Annotated in this window: 11 protein-coding genes; 5 read left to right on the top strand and 6 right to left on the bottom strand. The window is 51.3% G+C overall.

The annotated features are described in order from the left end of the window. The first annotated feature begins 4 nt into the window (after window positions 1-4). The 3 genes from ACJJIW_RS12520 (at window position 5) to ACJJIW_RS12510 (ending at window position 3,587) form a co-directional block, all read left to right on the top strand. Window positions 5-1,741 (top strand): GMC oxidoreductase, encoded by a 1,737-nt coding sequence (locus ACJJIW_RS12520; protein ID WP_444935346.1) that lies wholly within the window; start codon window positions 5-7, stop codon window positions 1,739-1,741. 95 nt (window positions 1,742-1,836) lie between these two features. Beyond that, complete coding sequence (locus ACJJIW_RS12515) at window positions 1,837-2,919, top strand: sugar phosphate isomerase/epimerase family protein (protein ID WP_444935345.1); 1,083 nt, start codon at window positions 1,837-1,839, stop codon at window positions 2,917-2,919. Continuing rightward, window positions 2,916-3,587, top strand: a complete 672-nt coding sequence (locus ACJJIW_RS12510; protein ID WP_444935344.1) for a DUF1349 domain-containing protein — start codon at window positions 2,916-2,918, stop codon at window positions 3,585-3,587. Before ACJJIW_RS12515 ends, ACJJIW_RS12510 begins: the two co-directional genes overlap by 4 nt. A gap of 129 nt (window positions 3,588-3,716) precedes the next feature. Here ACJJIW_RS12510 and ACJJIW_RS12505 read toward each other — a convergent pair whose 3' ends face one another. From ACJJIW_RS12505 to ACJJIW_RS12495, 3 genes are all read right to left on the bottom strand, one after another. Further along, complete coding sequence (locus ACJJIW_RS12505; protein ID WP_282931798.1) at window positions 3,717-4,466, bottom strand: alpha/beta fold hydrolase; 750 nt, start codon at window positions 4,464-4,466, stop codon at window positions 3,717-3,719. 798 nt (window positions 4,467-5,264) lie between these two features. Next, window positions 5,265-7,856, bottom strand: a complete 2,592-nt coding sequence (locus tag ACJJIW_RS12500) for a glycoside hydrolase family 3 protein (protein ID WP_444935343.1) — start codon at window positions 7,854-7,856, stop codon at window positions 5,265-5,267. 385 nt (window positions 7,857-8,241) lie between these two features. Next, window positions 8,242-9,573 carry a sugar MFS transporter gene (locus ACJJIW_RS12495; protein WP_444935342.1) on the bottom strand — a complete coding sequence of 444 codons (1,332 nt, stop codon included), beginning with the start codon at window positions 9,571-9,573 and terminating at the stop codon, window positions 8,242-8,244. Window positions 9,574-10,098: 525 nt separating this feature from the next. Here ACJJIW_RS12495 and ACJJIW_RS12490 point away from each other — a divergent pair. Both ACJJIW_RS12490 and ACJJIW_RS12485 read left to right on the top strand, forming a co-directional pair. Continuing rightward, complete coding sequence (locus tag ACJJIW_RS12490; protein ID WP_282931795.1) at window positions 10,099-11,271, top strand: sensor histidine kinase; 1,173 nt, start codon at window positions 10,099-10,101, stop codon at window positions 11,269-11,271. Further along, a complete protein-coding gene (locus tag ACJJIW_RS12485; RefSeq protein WP_282931794.1) occupies window positions 11,268-12,110 on the top strand; it encodes a LytR/AlgR family response regulator transcription factor in 843 nt (280 codons plus the stop codon). The genes ACJJIW_RS12490 and ACJJIW_RS12485 overlap by 4 nt, the downstream gene beginning before the upstream one ends. 147 nt (window positions 12,111-12,257) lie before the next feature. Here the strand turns inward: ACJJIW_RS12485 and ACJJIW_RS12480 are convergent, their stop codons facing one another. From ACJJIW_RS12480 to dnaE, 3 genes are all read right to left on the bottom strand, one after another. Continuing rightward, window positions 12,258-13,520, bottom strand: a complete 1,263-nt coding sequence (locus ACJJIW_RS12480) for a sugar MFS transporter (RefSeq protein WP_282931793.1) — start codon at window positions 13,518-13,520, stop codon at window positions 12,258-12,260. 551 nt (window positions 13,521-14,071) lie between these two features. Beyond that, on the bottom strand, window positions 14,072-15,028 hold the full coding sequence (locus ACJJIW_RS12475; protein ID WP_444935341.1) for an acetyl-CoA carboxylase carboxyltransferase subunit alpha: 957 nt from the start codon (window positions 15,026-15,028) through the stop codon (window positions 14,072-14,074). Window positions 15,029-15,121: 93 nt separating this feature from the next. After that, a complete protein-coding gene (gene dnaE, locus ACJJIW_RS12470) occupies window positions 15,122-18,640 on the bottom strand; it encodes a DNA polymerase III subunit alpha (RefSeq protein ID WP_444935340.1) in 3,519 nt (1,172 codons plus the stop codon). Between the last annotated feature and the right edge of the window lie 24 nt (window positions 18,641-18,664).

Here is an 18,664-nt window from a genome sequence, read left to right as displayed (position 1 = left end):
CACTATGCAAAATGATGAATTATTGATCCAAAAAGAAAGCCAGATATTTGACGCAATCGTTATAGGGTCAGGTATTAGCGGCGGCTGGGCAGCAAAAGAACTAACCGAACGGGGATTAAATACCCTGATGATAGATCGGGGCCGGATGGTAAAACACGGTCAGGACTACCCCACAGAAAACAAGGGACCTTGGGAATTCCCACTCCGTACTAAAATGAACCTGAAAGAGAAAAAAGAAATCTATCCGATACAAAGTCGTAGTATTTTTCTCAATGAAAGCACCAAGCATTTTTTCTGTAATGACAACGAACAACCCTACTCCACAGAGCCCGGCTCAGACTTTACCTGGATTCGCGGCAATCAAGTAGGGGGCAAAAGCCTTCTCTGGTTCCGGCAGTCATATCGATTGAGTAACCACGACTTTCTCGCAAACAAACGTGATGGCGTAGGAGTTGATTGGCCCATTCGCTACAAGGATATTGCACCCTGGTACAGCAAAGTCGAACGCTTTGCCGGAATCAGTGGCAATACGGACAATATTGAGCAGCTGCCAGACTCCGAATACCAACCACCATTTGAGATGTACCAGTGTGAACAAGACATCAAGTCCAAGTTTGAAAAGCAGTACAGTGATAAACATTTCATTATTGGAAGAGCTGCTCACCTGACCAAGCCAAACCGGGAACAGGTAGCCCTAGGCCGATACAACTGCCAGGCTCGTAACCAGTGCCAACGAGGCTGCTCATTCGGCGGCTACTTTTCGACACAAAGCGCCACCATGCCAGCCGCAATGAGAACCGGCAAACTACAAATTGCCAGTAATAGCGTGGTACACAGCCTTATTTACAACTCGCAAAAGAACCGAGTAGCTGGCGTAAGGGTAATCGACAGCGAAACCCTGCAACAACGAGAGTATTTTGGCCGAATCGTTTTCCTCTGCGCATCCACATTGGGCTCAACCCAAATACTCCTCAACTCAGCCAACAAGCATTTCCCCAAGGGGCTCGCCAACAGCTCTGGTGTACTGGGCCACTACCTTATGGATCACAATTACAATGCCTCAGCCCACGGCTTTATTGATGGTTATGAAGATGAGTACTTCTCCGGGTGGAGACCAACCGGCATCCTGATTCCCAATTTCCAATATCGCCCCGAACTTTACCGAAAGCACTACAAGCGCGGCTACCAGATTTCAGGAAGCGCCTATCGGCAGGACTGGCGGACAATGGCTGCTTCCGAGGGGATTGGAAAATCTTTCAAAGAAAAACTGCAACAACCTGGGCGCTGGGGATTTTGGATCGGTGCACAGGGAGAGATGTTACCGAGGCACGAAAACCAGGTCAGCCTCCACTCCACCAAAAAAGATAAGTGGGGAATCCCGCAACTACATATCAATTGCCAATGGTCTGAAAATGAGCGTCTAATGATGAAGGATGCCTCTGAGACCATGCAAGCTATGCTTAAGAATTTGGGGCTAAGTGAAGTTAGTGGACAAGTCACTAGTGATAAATACCCCCCTGGAAGTGCCATCCATGAGGTAGGCACAGCACGAATGGGTAGTGATAAAACCAACTCAGTTTTAAATGGGCACAACCAATCGCACGATATACCCAACCTTTTTGTAACCGATGGCTCCTGCTTCGCCTCTTCAGCAGTTCAAAACCCCTCTCTAACTTTTATGGCATTAACTGCTCGAGCCGCAAACTATGCAGCCAGCGAACTTTCTGCGGGGAGATTATAAAAGTGATAAGCCTACGAAGTTTATATCGCAATCTGTTTACAGCTCTTCTCTTGACAACTTTACCCACCTTAAAATCAGTCGCAATTGAAGTGAATATGGCTACTGAGAAAATTGAACCCCAACTCGGGGTTCAACTATGGTCTGTTCGCCATGAGTTAAACCGGGACTTTTCAGGCACCCTAAAAAGACTAAAAGCAGCAGGTTTTAATGCGATAGAACTGGCTACGGAACTAGGTCCGTACAAAGAAAAGCCAAAGGAACTCCGCTCTCTACTGGAGCAATTAAAGCTAAAAGTGAGCGGTGCACACGTTTCTATTACCCAGCTGCTCCCGGAATCAATTGATGCAACGGCCACTTATTACCAGACCCTGGGTGCCGAATACCTAATTGTTGGCTGGGACCCGAGAAGCTGGGACCCTAACGGGGTAGACAAGTTAATATCGCAGCTTCGCAGTGCGCAATCCGTTCTTTCCAAGTACGGTTTGAAAATGGGATTTCATAATCACGATAAAGAATTTTCCACTTACCAAAACACAACTTTCTGGGACTATATATCCCAGTCTACTGATGACAATTTCATTTTGCAGTTAGACATCGGCTGGATTTCTGCGGCAGGCAAAGATCCTATCAGCTATCTAAAACGATATCCGGGGCGAACCTATACCACTCACTTTAAATCCTGGGTTCCTGATGAGAATATTAACAATAAAGCTAGGGAGCCTCTGAATAACTCCGTGATACCTCTGGCTTGCAAAGCGGTTCACAATCAAGGCGCGGCTTCGCAGGAATGTCTAGACCTTTCAAGAAGTTGCAACGCGGAGTGTGAATCGCTCTGCGAGCCCCGAAGGGCGGGCCTTGAAGGCTACAGCTGCTGCGTTGCAGCTCTTGCAAAGGGCTACGGCCATTCGCGGCGAGCTGCGCCTAACATCTGCAGCCTTCAAGGCCCGCAGAGGCATTACGGAGTTATTCAGAGGCTCCCTATAATCGGCATGGATCTAATAGATTGGCCTTCAATTATTGAGGCCAGTATCGAAGTCGGCGGCAGCCAGTGGATTATTCTTGAGCAGGAGACTGCGCCAAAGGGTATGGAAACAATAGAGGCGCTTATAAAATCAAAAGCAAATCTTCAGCAATACCTTTCATCGTATATGTCCACTAGAAAGGATATAAAATCATGAAATACCTATTCCCCGCCCTATTGACTTTGATACTTCAAGCCAGCAATTGCATAGCAATGACAGCCGCCCCAGAAACTTACGACTATTTAAGAATTCCTTATCCGCTGGAAAAACAGCACACCATTCAAGAACCAAGTATCGCACCTTCAAAAATCACCATCACCGCCACAAAAGGCAGCGATTTATTCACCAATGCCGACAACTCTTATCAAATAGACAATGCCCCAAGGTTACTTTTCGCACCGAAAACTGACTTTATTTTTTCCGCAAAAGTCTCTGTAGATCTTGAGAAAAACTTTGATGGAGCCGCTTTAATTGTTTATGCAGACGAGGGAAACTGGGCAAAACTTCTACTTGAGAGGTTTAACTCTGGCAAAAATGGCATAGCGTCTACCGTCGTTTATAAAGGTGGTGACGATGCCTACCATATAGAAACCCAGAGGGAATACAGCCATCTAAAAATTGCAAGGAAAGGAACTACATACTTCTTTTATCACTCAGAGGATAGCAGACACTGGTCATACCTTCGATCATTTTCCCTGCAGACCTCCAAGCCCACCAAGATTGGTTTTCTCGCCCAATCACCTACAGGCCCCAAAGTACAAGCTTTGTTTTCTGATATTAACTTTGAGGAAAAAACAATTACAGACTATATGCAGGGAACCTAACGACCTGACTATCGTCTCGAAGAAAAAACTTCGAGAGAACATTAATAACAGCCTTCGAGATACATAGCTATGACAAGCGCAACTTCTGTCATAGCTATGTATCTCGAGCCACCCGGGAAATGCTTGTCATCAAGCAGTCCGCGCCAAGGGCCTGTTTATACCAAGAAGATACCCAGAGAGAAGCTGATAAAATTCTTCAGGCTTTTCCAGCATAGGACTGTGCCCGCAATCATACACTTCACAATAATCCAAATTATCATTCTGGGAAGCCAGCAACCGCCAGGATTCAGCCGGTGTTATTTGATCGAAGTCTCCCCATATTAACTTGATCGGGCATCTCACTTTCTTCAGACTGCTATGAACATCATACTTCCTACTTATATTCAGCCATTTAACTACCGACTTAAACGTTTCGTTGGTGGAGAAAATAGTATTGATATCGGCGACGCCCTTTTCGTAGTCCGGTTTCGGCAGGCGGTTAATATCTCGGAAGACCCGCTCACAAAGTATATTTGCTGCTCCAGGTACCGCCCCGCGTAAATCAGAAAGGGAAACTCCTGCCTCCAATTCCTCAAGCCCCGGAGCTCCACTAATAACCACCCCAGCCACCAGTTCAGGATATTTTGCGGCAAAATCTAACGTAATAAGCCCACTCATCGAATTGCCGACGAGAATATTATTCTCCATATCTCCATTTAACTGGAGACACTCTCTAATCATTTCGTGCGCCGAATCCAACTTACCCATAAAAACCTCGGGGATAGATGGCTCGATAACAGTTATTTTATGTCCCTGCTGCCGGCAAGCATCTGCAACCTGATTCCAAATCCACCCACGCGCGAAAAGTCCAGGTAAAAAAACGATATGACAAGGTGCCATTAGTTCCTCCAACTCCATTTCAAGTTAATTTATCCGCACCACCCCCGGCACTACCATGACCGAGGACCTCAAAATGCACAAAAATCAAATAGGGAACCAACCCACCATAACCGCCATAATTCAATGGAAGGCTAGGTCTGAAAAGTAAACACTCGAAAAATAACCAGCAATAAGAATGCCAACTATCCAAGAGCCCTAATTTTGAGAGCGAAGCCATACTAACCAGTGAGGAATGGCAGCTTCATTTCAAATTAATTACCTTTCTGTTCCCGAGAAAATGGAATCTGCGCAAAGCCTACCCCACTCCAAAATTTAAATAAGATTAGAAAATAAAATTTATTGAATTATTTATTCGTTTGCACGTTTGCAGTGCCTGACAACTCAATACAGCACCAATAGCGGCAATAATTTTGTGACAAGTAATACTATGAAGGCGTGAAATAACAAAAATCAGGAGAGGTAGATTTATCGTGGGATAACGCTACCCAATATACTAAAAATGGAGAAGGAAATAGGACCCTATGAGGCATGGATGCCGATTAGGAGCTTACAGAGTTGTATTCACAGCGAGTCTCGAGTGAAGTGTATTCTTTCCTTCCACCCCAGCAGAAAATTTATGAGATAAAAGAAATAGTAATATCTGGAAAGAAGAGATTGGCGGGCAAAGAAGTGCCAACGGGATAGAACATCACACTGGCACCGTTCCTGTGAGAACAAATTGTTTCAGCCACTAACCGGAACCAAAAAACAGGCTCCGGTTAGAACTGAGGGTAATTAGCCCTTTAAGTGTGTTGTAACTTAACCGTCACAACGAATATCAGCAGATACTCCAGCTTCCGGGGTCAACTTAACGTTGGCAACCGCAATAGCCATCGGAGCTTCACTCTCCAGACCAAAGGCACTAAAGACCTTGCCGAAATCCGCACCGGCTTTTACAAAACACTGCAGATCTACAGAAACCCGGGTCCAGCTTTTCTGTTCCATGGATTTCAGCGCAGACTCCAGCGGTACCTTGGCAGAACAGCCATCACCACAGTTCATGGTGGCCACCACCGGCTTTTCAATTGGCTGATCGACACGGATATTCAGTGTCAGCGCAGACTTCTCTTCCAGGTAGACATTCAGGTCCTGCATATATTCAGCAGACAACTGAACTGCGCCAGGACGCAGACCTTTCCAGGTAATCAGTCGCGCATCTTCCTGGGAAGACATATCGATGGAGCTGACAGTGATGTTCTTATCGTCTCCGCTAACCGCGAAGTTACCGTGTACAGGTACAACCTCTGCCCCAGCTTCAGCAATATTCAACACCCAGGGAGCCTGCGGGCGGGATACCAACAGCCAGGCTTCTTCCAAACCGCCACCGGCACTGGATTCACTGGTCTCCGGCAATTCGTTGCTCACCAGGGATTCCTGTTCAGCAGCCAGGCCATAGCCCAACTCAAACAATGGCTCGTAATTGTCGTGGTAAGGATTCAGGACATTCTGATAGCTGTGCATTGGCCAGCTGAATGGCAGCTTGCCAGTAAAGTCGTAACGGGCTTCCCCATCGGCGCCTTTAATCAGCACATCTGCAACACCAGCACCTTCAGAGCCAGGCAGCCAGGCAGCAACAAAGGCATCGGATGCATTCAATTCACTGTTAATCCAGAGAGGACGGCCTGAAAGGAAAACGCTCACTACCTGAACACCCTGCTCGCGCAGTTTTTTCAGCAGCGCCAAATCCTTCTTGTTACCGCGCTGGTATTCCAGGTTGGTAATATCGCCGTGCCACTCTGCATAGGGCTCTTCACCAAATACAACAATTGCAACCTTGGGCGCCTTACCATTGGCAAAAGTCGCATCTGAGAAACTGCCATCCGCACTCAATACCGCTTCACCGCCAGCGGCTTTAACCGCCGATGAAATACCTTCAAAGATGGAAGTCGCACCAGGGAAATCTGCGCGTGTGTTGCCAGTACCCTGCCAGGAAATCGTCCAACCACCACTCTGCTTGGACAGGTTATCCGCACCATCGCCGGCAACCAGAATATTCTGGTCCGCAGCCAATGGCAGCAGCTTGTCGTTGTTTTTCAGCAATACCAGGGATTTACGTACCGCTTCACGCGCGATTGCGCGGTGCTCCGGGTTGCCCAAGATGCCGTCTTTGCCTGCCAGCGGCATATTGCGGTCAAACAGACCTGCACGGATCTTCACTCGCAGGATACGGCGAACGGCATCATCGATACGCTCCGCACCGATTTCACCGCTCTTGGCCTGGGCCAGGGTGTTGTTGTACAGGGCTTTCCAGTCCGCCGGCACCATAAACATATCAAGGCCGGCATTAATCGCCGCTGCACAGCTCTCTACGGTGCAACCGGGCACGAAACCGTGGCCATTCCAGTCGCCCACCACAAAGCCATCAAAACCGAGGCGCTCTTTCAAAACAGTGGTCAGAAGATATTTGTGGCCGTGGAGTTTTTCACCGTTCCAGCTATTGAATGAAGCCATAACGGTCTGTACGCCTGCCGGCAGAGATGTCAGGTAACCCGCCGCATGGACCTCTGCCAGTTCTTTTTCCGGAACCGCATTATCACCTCGGTCAATTCCTCGATTCGTACCACCGTCACCGACAAAGTGCTTGGCAGTGGCAACCAGGTTTTCGCCGCGCAGGAATTCAGCGCTGGATTTTTCGCCCTGGAGCCCCTTCACCATTGCCTCGGCATAATCCGCAACAATCTTGGGATCTTCGGAATAGCTCTCGTAAGTTCTGCCCCAGCGGTCATCGCGGACTACCGCGACGGTGGGAGCGAAAGTCCAGTCGATACCGGTCACTGCCACTTCGCGGGCGGTAGCGCTACCAATACGCTCAATCAGCTCCGGGTCTTGGGCGGCACCCAGACCAATATTGTGCGGAAACAGGGTCGCACCGATCACATTGTTGTGGCCGTGAACCGCATCGGAACCCCAGATCAGGGGAATCGCAACACCGCCATCGGAAGTATCCATAGAAGCCTTAAAGAAGGCGTCAGACAGGGCCAACCAGTCTTGCGGCGTGGCAAACTTATCGTTGTTCGGGAAGGCGCCACCACCATTCAATACGGAACCCAGGTGATAGGTCTTCACATCTTCAGGAGTAACGCTGCGGATTTCCGCCTGGATCATCTGACCCACTTTCTCTTCCAGAGACATGCGGGACATGATTTCAGTGATTTGGGCTTCCAGCTTTTCATCGCGTGGTAAGGCTGGCTTGAGTTCAGGCCAGTTGTCGATGCCCTCGGCGGCACTGGTGCCGGTGTCAGCCTGCGCTTTATCGGCTTTTGGCTCAGTTTGTTGGCTCTCGGAGTGACACCCGGCGAGCACAGAGGCACAGAGCACAAAGCCCAGCGAAAATCGCTTACTAAAATTCACGAATAACTCCCAAAATTATTCCACGCTTGTTAACTGGCTCTACAAGTAGCGAACGGCTAACCTTTGGAAAATACTCCCAAAGCTATGCGACCAGCACGCTTCAACTATCGCCTTATTTATTATGCCGCGCATCAGCTGCACAAACAGATCTGCACGGTCTGCTTCCACTGAACCGAAATAGTAGAGATTACCTCCAAATCCAGCTCTCGTCGGAATCAAGCTCTACTGATGCCACATTCACCAAACAGCCATAAAACCAAGTCATAGCCACCCTGTGGGCACAGTTCGCAATGGCAACAAATTGCAGTACTTGTCTCTATAGGCCAATAGAAATCCGATGGACTGGTCCAAATCACAGACAAGGCGGAAAGGATAAATGAAGGTTCTACTCCACCGCGCTACCGCGCAGGGTTCGTGAAAAAGCGCCGTAATAAACGATGTAGCAGTAACACACCAGAGGTACCAAAAATGAATACTGGATACCGGCACTATCAGCCAGCATCCCCTGGAATAGAGGAATAATTGCACCGCCGACAATTGCCATACACAGGACGCCACTACCCTGACTGGTATGCTTGCCTAGCCCACGCAAGGCCAGGCTGAATATAGTCGGGAACATAATCGAGTTGCACAGGCCCACTGCAACTATGGACCAGACCGCGATCGGGCCTGACGTCATCATCGCGATTGCAATAAGCACCACCGAACCCAGGCCACAAACCGCCAGTGTTTTACCCGCAGAAACAAAGCGCAACAAAAAAGCCCCGGCAAAGCGCCCGATCATCGCTCCGCCCCAGTAATAAGAGACATACTTTGACGCTTCAAAAGGAGCCATCTTTGCCACTGATGGTTCACCAAAGAAACTCACCAGGAAACTGCCAATAGCCACCTCTGCACCCACATAGGCAAAAATACCTACAGCCCCCAGGGTTAAGCGGGGGAAGCGCCACAGAGAAAACACATCGTGACCATCCGCTCCACCACCCTGTTGGTGCTCGGGAATAGCCGGCAACCTGATCCAGGAGAAGAAAGCGACCATCACCAGTAGAAGCACTGCTAACCAGAAATACGGGGTCTCAACTAAAGCCGCTTCCCGGGCCCTGAACTCAATAATGCTTGCCGCTGTATCCGGGTCGGCGGTAATAGTGAGTCCCGCAAAGAAAACTGCGCCACCAATCACCGGTGCCAAGGTAGTTCCCAGGGAGTTAAAAGCCTGGGTTAAATTCAATCGACTGGGCGCCGTGCGAGCACTTCCCAGCGCAATAACATAGGGATTTGCGGAAACCTGCAGCAGAGTAATACCAGAGGCAAGGACAAACAGCCCCAGCAAGAAGACTTCGTAGATTTGCAGGCGGGCAGCGGGAATAAAGACCAGGCAACCTGCACAGGCCACCAAAAGCCCGAGCACCAGCCCAAGCTGATAGCCAACCCGCCTCAACAGCATACCTGCCGGCACAGATACCAGGAAGTAAGCAGCAAAAAAGTAAAACTGCACCAAGACAGCTTTGGTGTAACTCAGCTCAAAAACATTTTTTAAGTGCGGAACCAGCACATCGTTCAGGCCGGTAATAAATCCCCAAATCAGAAATAGGGACGTAAGTGCAATTAAATTGATATAGCGCGGGGCGACGCCGGCCGCTACGCCGGCACGGGTATCAGTATCATATTTAGCCATCTCGCTCGAGGAGAACCCCGGTTCGGGCAACATCTGGCTCATCGGAAACCGATCCCCAAATCTAAACTATTTCTTACCAGCGGCTGGTCCATTCACCCGGAACTTTTTCCGCCACCACATATTTATTGGCAGAAGTCAGTATCGCTCCTGCGACTGTGGATTCATTCAAGCCGTAAAAGGCCCTGTACATTTTTACCACACTTAACGACAACTACCTATCCACTCAACCAAATTTCAAATTACCATTTTTGACCAGGTAGACAATCTATTAGTAGCCAGCTGAATAAACCGGTGTACCACTGATCGTTGGAACTGGAGGAGTCCGGGCCGATTAAATCACTTTTAAAAAAGAGAGGAGTGTTGTCTTCTGAATCGAGATTGCCGAAAATTACTCGACTATTCACCCCGAAATCAGATAAAAAGGACTTTCTCAAGGGTGAGCCGGAAGTGTGGCGCTATCACCTCTGGCGGGTCACGTTTCTGCAGGGTAATATTCGGCAGATAATAATGAACGCGACGATGAGCGTCTATCCCGTCCTTTTCACAATACTAAATACGCGGGACATCATGCAGTACTCGACCCGTCTAGATACGAGACCAAACACTGATATTCAGTCGACCCGCTGGTTTTGGAAACTGCAGCTGGTCAGCTGGGTTGGCATACTACTGGTCACTTTTCTTTCACTGACCCTGTGGCACTCCCCTACTGAGTGGCCACACTTCGAGCCGGTCAATACAGTATTCCAGTGCGCTATTGCATTTTTATTATCCCTGTTTCTAAAACCGATTTTTGATGTCGCCTGGGAATCAGAACTCGCTTTCCGCACCGTGATCTACCTTCTGGCTGTCGCTGTTATTTCCGGAATATGGACCCTGGTTCGTATGGAGGCCTATATACGCCTCAGTGGTGAACACTCTATCTGGTCTGAGTTCGGCGGCTGGTATTACGCTTCTTTATTTGTATTTTTATTCTGGAGCGCCCTCTACTGCGGGGTAAAATATCACTTCCTACTCAATGAAGAGCACAAAAAAATGCTGGAGGTCGCAGCAGTACATGAACGGGAGCAACTCCGCAGACTCCAAGCAGAGGCCATCGCCAATGAAGCGCAACTAAAAATGTTGCGCTACCAGCTCAACCCCCACTTTCTCTTCAATACGCTCAATTCCATTAACGCCCTAATTCGATTCCAGCAAGCTGATGAAGCGAGGGAAATGGTTGTGCGTCTCAGTGATTTTTTAAGGCTCTCCCTAAAAGAAGACCCCATGCAGAAAGTTGAGCTTGAACGAGAGATCGAGGCGGTATTGCTTTATTTGGAGATTGAAAAAACCCGCTTTGCCGACAGGTTGTCCGTAGACCTGTCGATCGATGAAACCGTACGCCGCGCACAAGTGCCCAGCATGTTGCTGCAACCACTGGTAGAAAACTCGGTGAAATATGCCATAGCCCCCAACGAAATGGGGGGCACTATCGGCATCCACGCTCACAACACCGATGATCGCCTGGTACTGGAAGTCTATGACACCGGCTGCCCAGATCACTTTGCCAGCGAATGTGACCCGGAGTCCTCCTCAACGGGAGTGGGCCTCAAAAACGTACGCGAACGCCTGTCGACGCTCTACCCACAAGATTTCAAAATAGAACAAAACAAAAACTCTGATGGCGGTATGCAAGTACTCATCAATATTCCACTGGAAATTTCCAACCCATCAACCCACCTGACACAGGGAGAAGTTCAATGAGCAAGCTCAGCGTCGTACTGGTGGACGACGAGCCCCTGGCTTTACGGCTACTTAAAAGTATGCTCGAAGAACGCAAGGACCTGGATATTCTCGCCTGTTGTCGCAATGGCCGGGAAGCTGTCCAAGCAGTTTCAGAGCACAACCCGGACCTACTCATTCTCGATGTGCAGATGCCCGGAATGAACGGTTTTGATGTGGTGCGCAACCTGCAGGCTGACACCATGCCCTTAGTAATCTTTGCCACAGCCTACGACCAATACGCCCTTAAGGCTTTTGAAGTCCACGCGGTTGACTATGTGCTCAAGCCACTGGACCCGCGCCGACTGGAAACCGCCCTCGACCGCGCCCGACAGCGCCAGGCACAGATGTTATCCAAAGGAGAGGATGGTCATCAGGAAGAGAAAAATCGCCTGATGCGATCTTTTGAAAGCAGTGCCAGCAAAGCCTCAAGTGGAGAGAGTACCGCTGCAGCAGCAACCCAGCGTCTCGCCATTAAAGACCGAGGCAGTATCACAATGGTTAACCAACCGGATATCGAGTGGATCGATGCGGCGGGTGACTATATGTGTGTGCATGCCAAAGGGGAAACCCATGTAATGCGCAGCACTATTAAAGACCTGCAAAAACAACTCTGCCCGGACACTTTTAAACGCATCCACAGATCCACACTGGTTAACCTGAACTTTATTGTACATATCAAGGTTTTGACCAAGGGCGAGTACTTTCTCACCCTGAGCAGCGGTGCAAAGCTGAAAGTAAGCCGCAACTATCGCTTACCGATTAAAGAGTTTCTCGATTCCAACAAACAGTCTGATCTAACTGCCCCCCAAGCTTCCTAACCCCCAACCTCTCTAAAACTGGCAGGGATCGCCGGTACCCCCTCTTCCCCCACCATTCAAAACATTTCAAATTGACCATTTATTCCGGACACAAAAAAGCCGGCATAAAAATGCCGGCAAACGAGCTCAGAAGAGAAGAAAAGAAACTTAAGCGCGTTTATCTGTACGGTGTCCAGAGAGACCGTAGTAGAGAATATAGAGGTAACAGAAGATCGGCAGAACGAACGCCAATTGGATACCAATCTGGTCAGCCAGAAGCCCCTGCAACAACGGCACAATGGCACCGCCTACAATGGCCAGGCATAAGATTCCGGAGCCCTGACTGGTCGATGGGCCCAGCTTGGCCAGAGCCAAACTAAAGATAGTCGGGAACATAATAGAGTTGCACAGACCCACAGCCAGTACCGCCCACATCGCCAGATAGCCGCTACCCGTAACAGTAATCAACAGCAGTACACAGGAGCCGATAGAGCAGATTGCGAGCACTTTGCCAGCAGAGATAAAGCGCATAATTAAAGCGCCGGCAAAGCGACCGACCATAGCGCCACCCCAATACAGGGAGATATAGAAGGCAGCTTCAGACTCTTCCAAGCCGGCGATGGAATCCTCAGCGATAAAGTTCACCAGGAAGCTGCCGATAGAGACTTCAGCACCCACGTAGACAAAAATAGCGATCGCACCCAATACCAAGTGGCGGTAGCTCCAGGCGGAAGCGGCTTCGGCATTGGAAGCTGCAGCGGAGGTTGCGCTGCTGACAATTTTTGGCAAATTCAAAAATGCGAAGACGATAGCCAGGATCGCCAGCGCGGACGCCAGGATCAGGTAGGGAACTTCAATAACCGCAGCGCTGGCAGCACCCGCTGCAACGCCGGCAGCGGGTAAAATCAGCAATGCACCAAATTGAGGGGCGATAGTGGTACCCAGGGAGTTAAAACCTTGGGTCAGGGTCAGGCGGCTGGGCGCCGTGCGCTCATCGCCCAGTGCTGTCACATAAGGGTTGGCGGAAACCTGTAAAATAGTAATACCGGAAGCCAGAATAAACAGAGCACCGAGGAACAGTGCATAAACTTCCATTCTTTCAGCGGGGATAAACAGCAAACAGCCAACCACCGAAATACTTAAGCCGGTCACAATCCCTTTCTGATAGCCAATTTTACTGACCAGGGCACCGGCAGGCAGGGAAACGAGGAAATAAGCACCAAAAAAGCAGAACTGCACCAGCATTGCCTGGGCATAGTTCAGCTCGAAAATTCCTTTCAAGTAGGGAATCAAAATATCATTCAGGCAGGTGATAAAGCCCCACATAAAAAATAGTGAGGTCAGCGCCACCAGGGCAAACCTGTGCCCCGACTGGTCACCCGTCGGTATCTGCGCAGCATCCGTTGCTGTATTACTCTGCATTATTGCCATAATTATTAATCCTGAGACTTCAGCTCACAGGCTTCACCGGTCGATATTTTCAGCCGGGCAAACCTGTGCCTTTTGCACCAATCTTTATTGTTGGTACTTTCTATCATGGAGGCAGCGCCGTCTCAGAGGCCTTTTCGATAAGGGGGTTCAAAATGGGGGCAGCGTGGACATACAGCGGCCGCCAAGCTCCAGACTGTCTGCTACCAGCCAATAGAGCCTCTCCCTCAACGGCTCCGCTCACAAGAGTAGATCACACAGTTTGTAGTACTTTATTTCTCTTTTCAGGCTTCCCGAGGGTTTAATAACCTATCTATGTCGACAGCTATTACCTAAGGAAACCCAGTAAAGAATAGATTTTTCAGAAAAGAAGCGACGAAGGGAGAGCCCGGCCACACAAAAATAACACACAGCCGCAAGTATCTATGAGTAGGGAAAGAAGGGGCCAGGAAGTAAGCACCAACCGCGCACAAGGGCAATAAGTTTATACACTTGGCGCGGCAGGGGAAGGATCTAGGGAGCCTCCGAACAACTCCCTAAAGCAAAAAAGCAGCTTAGGAAACGATATTGCCGTAGCTCATCAGGCGCTGATAGCGCTTCTCCAGCAGCTCATCAATGGGGATGCTGCTCAGCTGGTCCAACTGCTCGCTGAGACGGTCTTTGAGGCTACTGGCCATTGCATCCGGATCGCGGTGAGCACCACCGAGAGGTTCGGGGATGGTTTCATCCACAATACCCAACTCTTCCAACACGCTGGAAGTCACCCCCATCGCCTCAGCGGCCAAAGGCGCTTTCTCGACCGTTTTCCAGATAATGTTGGCGCAACCCTCAGGGGAAATCACAAAGTAGGTGGAGTATTGCAGCATGTTCAGCTGGTCACCCACACCGATCGCCAGTGCACCACCGGAGGAACCTTCACCAATCACGGTACAAATAATCGGCGTGCGCAGGCGGGACATCACTGCCAGGTTCTGGGCGATGGCTTCACTGATACCGCGCTCTTCACTGTCGATACCCGGATAGGCTCCCGGGGTGTCGATCAGGGTCAGCACCGGCATTTTAAAGCGCTCGGCCATTTCCATAACACGCAGGGCTTTGCGGTAACCCTCCGGCTTCGGCATACCAAAGTTACGCGCAACCTTCTCGTTTACAGAGCGGCCTTTCTCTTCACCAATCACCGCTACCGGCTTGCCATTTAAGCGCGCGATACCGGCGATAATCGCCTTGTCATCACCAAAGTGGCGGTCGCCGTGCAGCTCATCCCAATCGGTAAACAAACGCTCGATATAGTCTTTTGAATAGGGACGTTGCGGATGGCGGGCTACCTGTACGACCTGCCACGGGCTCAGGTCGGAGTAGATGGACTCGGTCAAAGTTCTACTCTTCTCCCGCAACCGGGTAACTTCATCGGCGATATTCAGCTCGTTGTCATCACCCACAAGCTGCAGCTCTTTTATCTTGCCTTCCAGCTCTGCAATTGGCTGCTCAAACTCGAGAAAATTAAAATTCATGAAATCTGCGCCTTTAACTCTTTTTGTTACCACCGGGCTATCACAGCGGCATAGCTTAACTGTACAGAACCAGCCAGTCGAGCCCGGTAGATTTTAACGCCGTTGTGCGTATTGAAGCGCCACCTGCTCACGTCCCAACAGTTCCCTGAGGGACTGGACCATCTGGTCGTTTGGTTCCACGTTCCACTGCGGCGGCAATCGGTACAAACCCCGGGCATCATGGCGGGAAACCTCAAGGCTGACCCCGCACTGACCACCGGTATAGGGTTGCAGGCAAGCGGCCAGCCGCTTGGCCAGCCCCGGTGCCACACTGCCGCTATCCACTCGCAAGCGCACCCCGGTCACCCGGCTCTGGCGCAACTCATCGAGCGTGGAAACGCTGTTTACTGTCATCTTCAGGCCGCCACTGTAATCGTCAGTGGCAACCGGTCCATCCAATACCAGCAATGCATCTTTGGCCAACTTATCCCTGTGTTCGCCAAAGGCTTCGCTGAACATGGCCGCTTCAATACGACCACTGCGGTCATCCAGGGTGACAATAGCCATGGAATCACCGCGTTTTGTTTTCATTACCCGCATCGCCACAACCAGGCCCGCAACTTTTTGCGATTCCCGGCCGGGTTTCAAATCGGCGATTCGCGCCTTCACCAGGTGTTGTAACTCACCGGCATACTCGTCAATCGGGTGCCCGGTGAGATACAGACCCAGGGTATTCTTTTCACCTTCCAGGCGCTCGCGGATACTCCAGCAGCGTGTGCGGCGGAAATCCTCGTACACATCGCCTTCGGATGCCTGGGGCACCACTTCGCCAAACAGGTCCATCATGCCCGCATTGGTATTGGCCTTTTGCTGTTCCGCCGCTTTTACCGCTTCATCCAGCGCGTTAAACAGCACCGCACGGGAGTAATCCAATCCGTCGGCACCATTGGTATCCGGGCCTATGCTGTCCAGTGCCCCTGAGCGCACCAGCGCCTCCAGCGCGCGCTTGTTCACCTTGCGTGGGTCAACCCGCGAACAGAAGTCGAACAAATCGGTAAAAGGACCGCCCTCTTCCCGCGCCGCAATAATATTTTCAATCGGACCTTCACCCAGGCCCTTAATCGCACCGAGACCGTAGATAATGCGATTGTCGATATCCACCGAGAACTGGAAGCTGCCCAGATTCACATCCGGCGGCACCAGCACCAGCTCCATGGCTCGGCACTCTTCGATAAAGGTCACCACCTTATCGGTCTTATCCATATCCGAAGACATGGTCGCCGCCATAAACTGGGCGGGATAGTGCGCTTTCAGCCAAGCGGTCTGGTATGACACCAGTGCGTAAGCCGCAGAGTGCGATTTGTTAAAACCATAGCCTGCGAACTTCTCTACCAGGTCGAAGATCTTAATCGCAAGTTCGGGGTCAATTCCTTGCTCTTTTGCCCCATTTTCAAAAGTGGCCCTCTGTTTGGCCATTTCCTCCGGTTTCTTTTTGCCCATCGCCCGGCGCAACAGGTCGGCGCCACCGAGGGTATAGCCCGCCAACTCCTGGGCAATCTGCATAACCTGTTCCTGGTAAACAATAACCCCGTAAGTGGGCTCCAGGATCGGTTGCAGTTTCTCGTGCTGGTATTTGGCATCCGGGTAGGCCACCTGGGCGCGACCGTGCTTACGGTTAATAAAGTCATCAACCATGCCCGATTGCAGCGGACCCGGACGGAACAGGGCCACCAGGGCGATCATATCTTCCAGGTTGTCCGGCTGTAGGCGCTTGATCAGGTCCTTCATACCCCGGGATTCCAGCTGGAATACCGCCGTGGTCTCTGCCCTTTTGAGCATTTTGAAGGTTTCTTCATCGTCCAGCGGCAGCGCGGCAATATCCAGGGGCTCCTCACCCTCGCGCGCACGGGTCTCGTCCACCATGCGCTTGGCCCAGTCGATGATGGTCAGCGTCCGCAGGCCGAGGAAGTCGAACTTCACCAGACCCGCATCTTCCACATCGTTTTTATCGAACTGGGTTACCAGACCCGCGCCGGTCTCGTCACAGTAGAGCGGCGCAAAGTCGGTGAGCTTGGTGGGGGCGATAACCACGCCACCGGCGTGCTTGCCCACGTTACGGGAGACCCCTTCGAGTTGCAGGGCCATCTCCCAGATTTCCTGGCCCTCATCGTCGTGGTCGAGGAATTCCCGCAGGATCTCTTCCTGGTCGAAGGCCTTTTGCAGGGTCATGCCCACATCGGGGGGAATCATTTTGGACAGCTTGTCGGCGAGGCCGTAGGACTTGCCCTGTACCCGCGCCACGTCCCGCACCACCGCCTTCGCGGCCATGGTTCCGAAGGTAATAATCTGGCTCACCGCCTGGCGGCCATAGTTATCCGCAACGTAGCCAATTACCCGGTCGCGCTTCTCCATACAGAAGTCGATATCGAAGTCGGGCATCGACACCCGCTCCGGGTTCAGGAATCGTTCGAACAGCAGATCGTATTGCAGCGGGTCCAGATCGGTAATATCCAGCGAGTAGGCCACCAGGGAGCCGGCACCGGAACCCCGCCCCGGGCCCACCGGGATATCGTGGTCTTTGGCCCACTGGATAAAGTCCATTACGATCAGGAAGTAACCGGGGAATCCCATCTGGATAATGATATCCAGCTCAAAGCGCAGGCGGTCTTCGTAGATCTGGCGGCGCTCGGCATAGTCCGCAGCGGATTTGTCGAGGATGGTGGCGAGACGCCGCTCCATACCTTCATAGGAGACCTTTTCGAAAAACTGGTCTTCGGTCATACCCTCGGGAATCGGGTATTCCGGCAGGAAGTACTTACCCAGCTGGATCGGTGCGGAGCAGCGCTTGGCAATCTCCACGGTGTTTTCCAGGGCTTCGGGGATATCGCCAAACAGCTCCCACATTTCTTCCGGTGTGCGGAAATACTGCTGCGCGGAGTAGCGGCGTTCGCGGCGGGGGTCATCGAGAGCGCGGCCTTCATGGATACAGACGCGCACCTCGTGGGCCTCAAACTCGCTCTCGTCCATAAAGCGCACGTCGTTAGTGGCTACCACTGGTAAGTTTAGGTTCTGGGCCAACTTCACCGCCGAGTGCAGGTAGTCCTCATCGCCGGCGCGCCCGGTGCGCTGTAGCTCCAGGTAGTAGCGGCCGGGGAATAACTCCGCCCACTCCCGGGCCAGCTCCTCCGCCTGGGCGCGGCGCCCCGCTACCAATGCACGGCCCACATCGCCGTACTTGGCACCGGACAGCATCAACACCCCTTCGCTGTACTCCTTAACCCATTCGCGCTTGATATAGGCATTACCGTGGTACTGGCCCTCCATCCAGGCGCGGGAAATCAGCTCGGTAATATTGCGGTAGCCGTCGGCGTTCATCGCATAGAGCGTGATCAGCGTTGGCTTGCCCTCGCCGCCTTCGCTGAGCCAAAAATCCGCTGCGGTAATCGGCTTGATACCGGAACCCAAACAGGCCCGGTAAAATTTAATCTGCCCGTAGAGGTTGCACTGGTCGGTAATCGCCAGGGCTGGCATTTCCAGCTCCTGGGCGCGGGCGATGGCCGGCTTGATTCTTACCAGGCCATCGATCAGGGAAAATTCTGAGTGAATTCTTAGGTGGACAAAGGGTTGGGTCATAGTCGCATTTAGTTCCGGGCCCTG

Source organism: Microbulbifer maximicatervae (SeqCode) (assembly GCF_052467815.1).
Note: the sequence above shows the minus strand (reverse complement) of the source record. Positions and strands in the feature narration are given on the sequence as shown.

Coding starts and splice junctions, on each gene's coding strand:
- ACJJIW_RS12485 (WP_282931794.1), top strand. CDS start 11,268: ATGAGCAAGCTCAGCGTCGTACTGGTGGACGACGAGCCCCTGGCTTTA.
- ACJJIW_RS12515 (WP_444935345.1), top strand. CDS start 1,837: ATGGCTACTGAGAAAATTGAACCCCAACTCGGGGTTCAACTATGGTCT.
- ACJJIW_RS12495 (WP_444935342.1), bottom strand. CDS start 9,573: ATGAGCCAGATGTTGCCCGAACCGGGGTTCTCCTCGAGCGAGATGGCT.
- ACJJIW_RS12505 (WP_282931798.1), bottom strand. CDS start 4,466: ATGGCACCTTGTCATATCGTTTTTTTACCTGGACTTTTCGCGCGTGGG.
- ACJJIW_RS12475 (WP_444935341.1), bottom strand. CDS start 15,028: ATGAATTTTAATTTTCTCGAGTTTGAGCAGCCAATTGCAGAGCTGGAA.
- dnaE (WP_444935340.1), bottom strand. CDS start 18,640: ATGACCCAACCCTTTGTCCACCTAAGAATTCACTCAGAATTTTCCCTG.
- ACJJIW_RS12510 (WP_444935344.1), top strand. CDS start 2,916: ATGAAATACCTATTCCCCGCCCTATTGACTTTGATACTTCAAGCCAGC.
- ACJJIW_RS12480 (WP_282931793.1), bottom strand. CDS start 13,520: ATGGCAATAATGCAGAGTAATACAGCAACGGATGCTGCGCAGATACCG.
- ACJJIW_RS12520 (WP_444935346.1), top strand. CDS start 5: ATGCAAAATGATGAATTATTGATCCAAAAAGAAAGCCAGATATTTGAC.
- ACJJIW_RS12490 (WP_282931795.1), top strand. CDS start 10,099: ATGCAGTACTCGACCCGTCTAGATACGAGACCAAACACTGATATTCAG.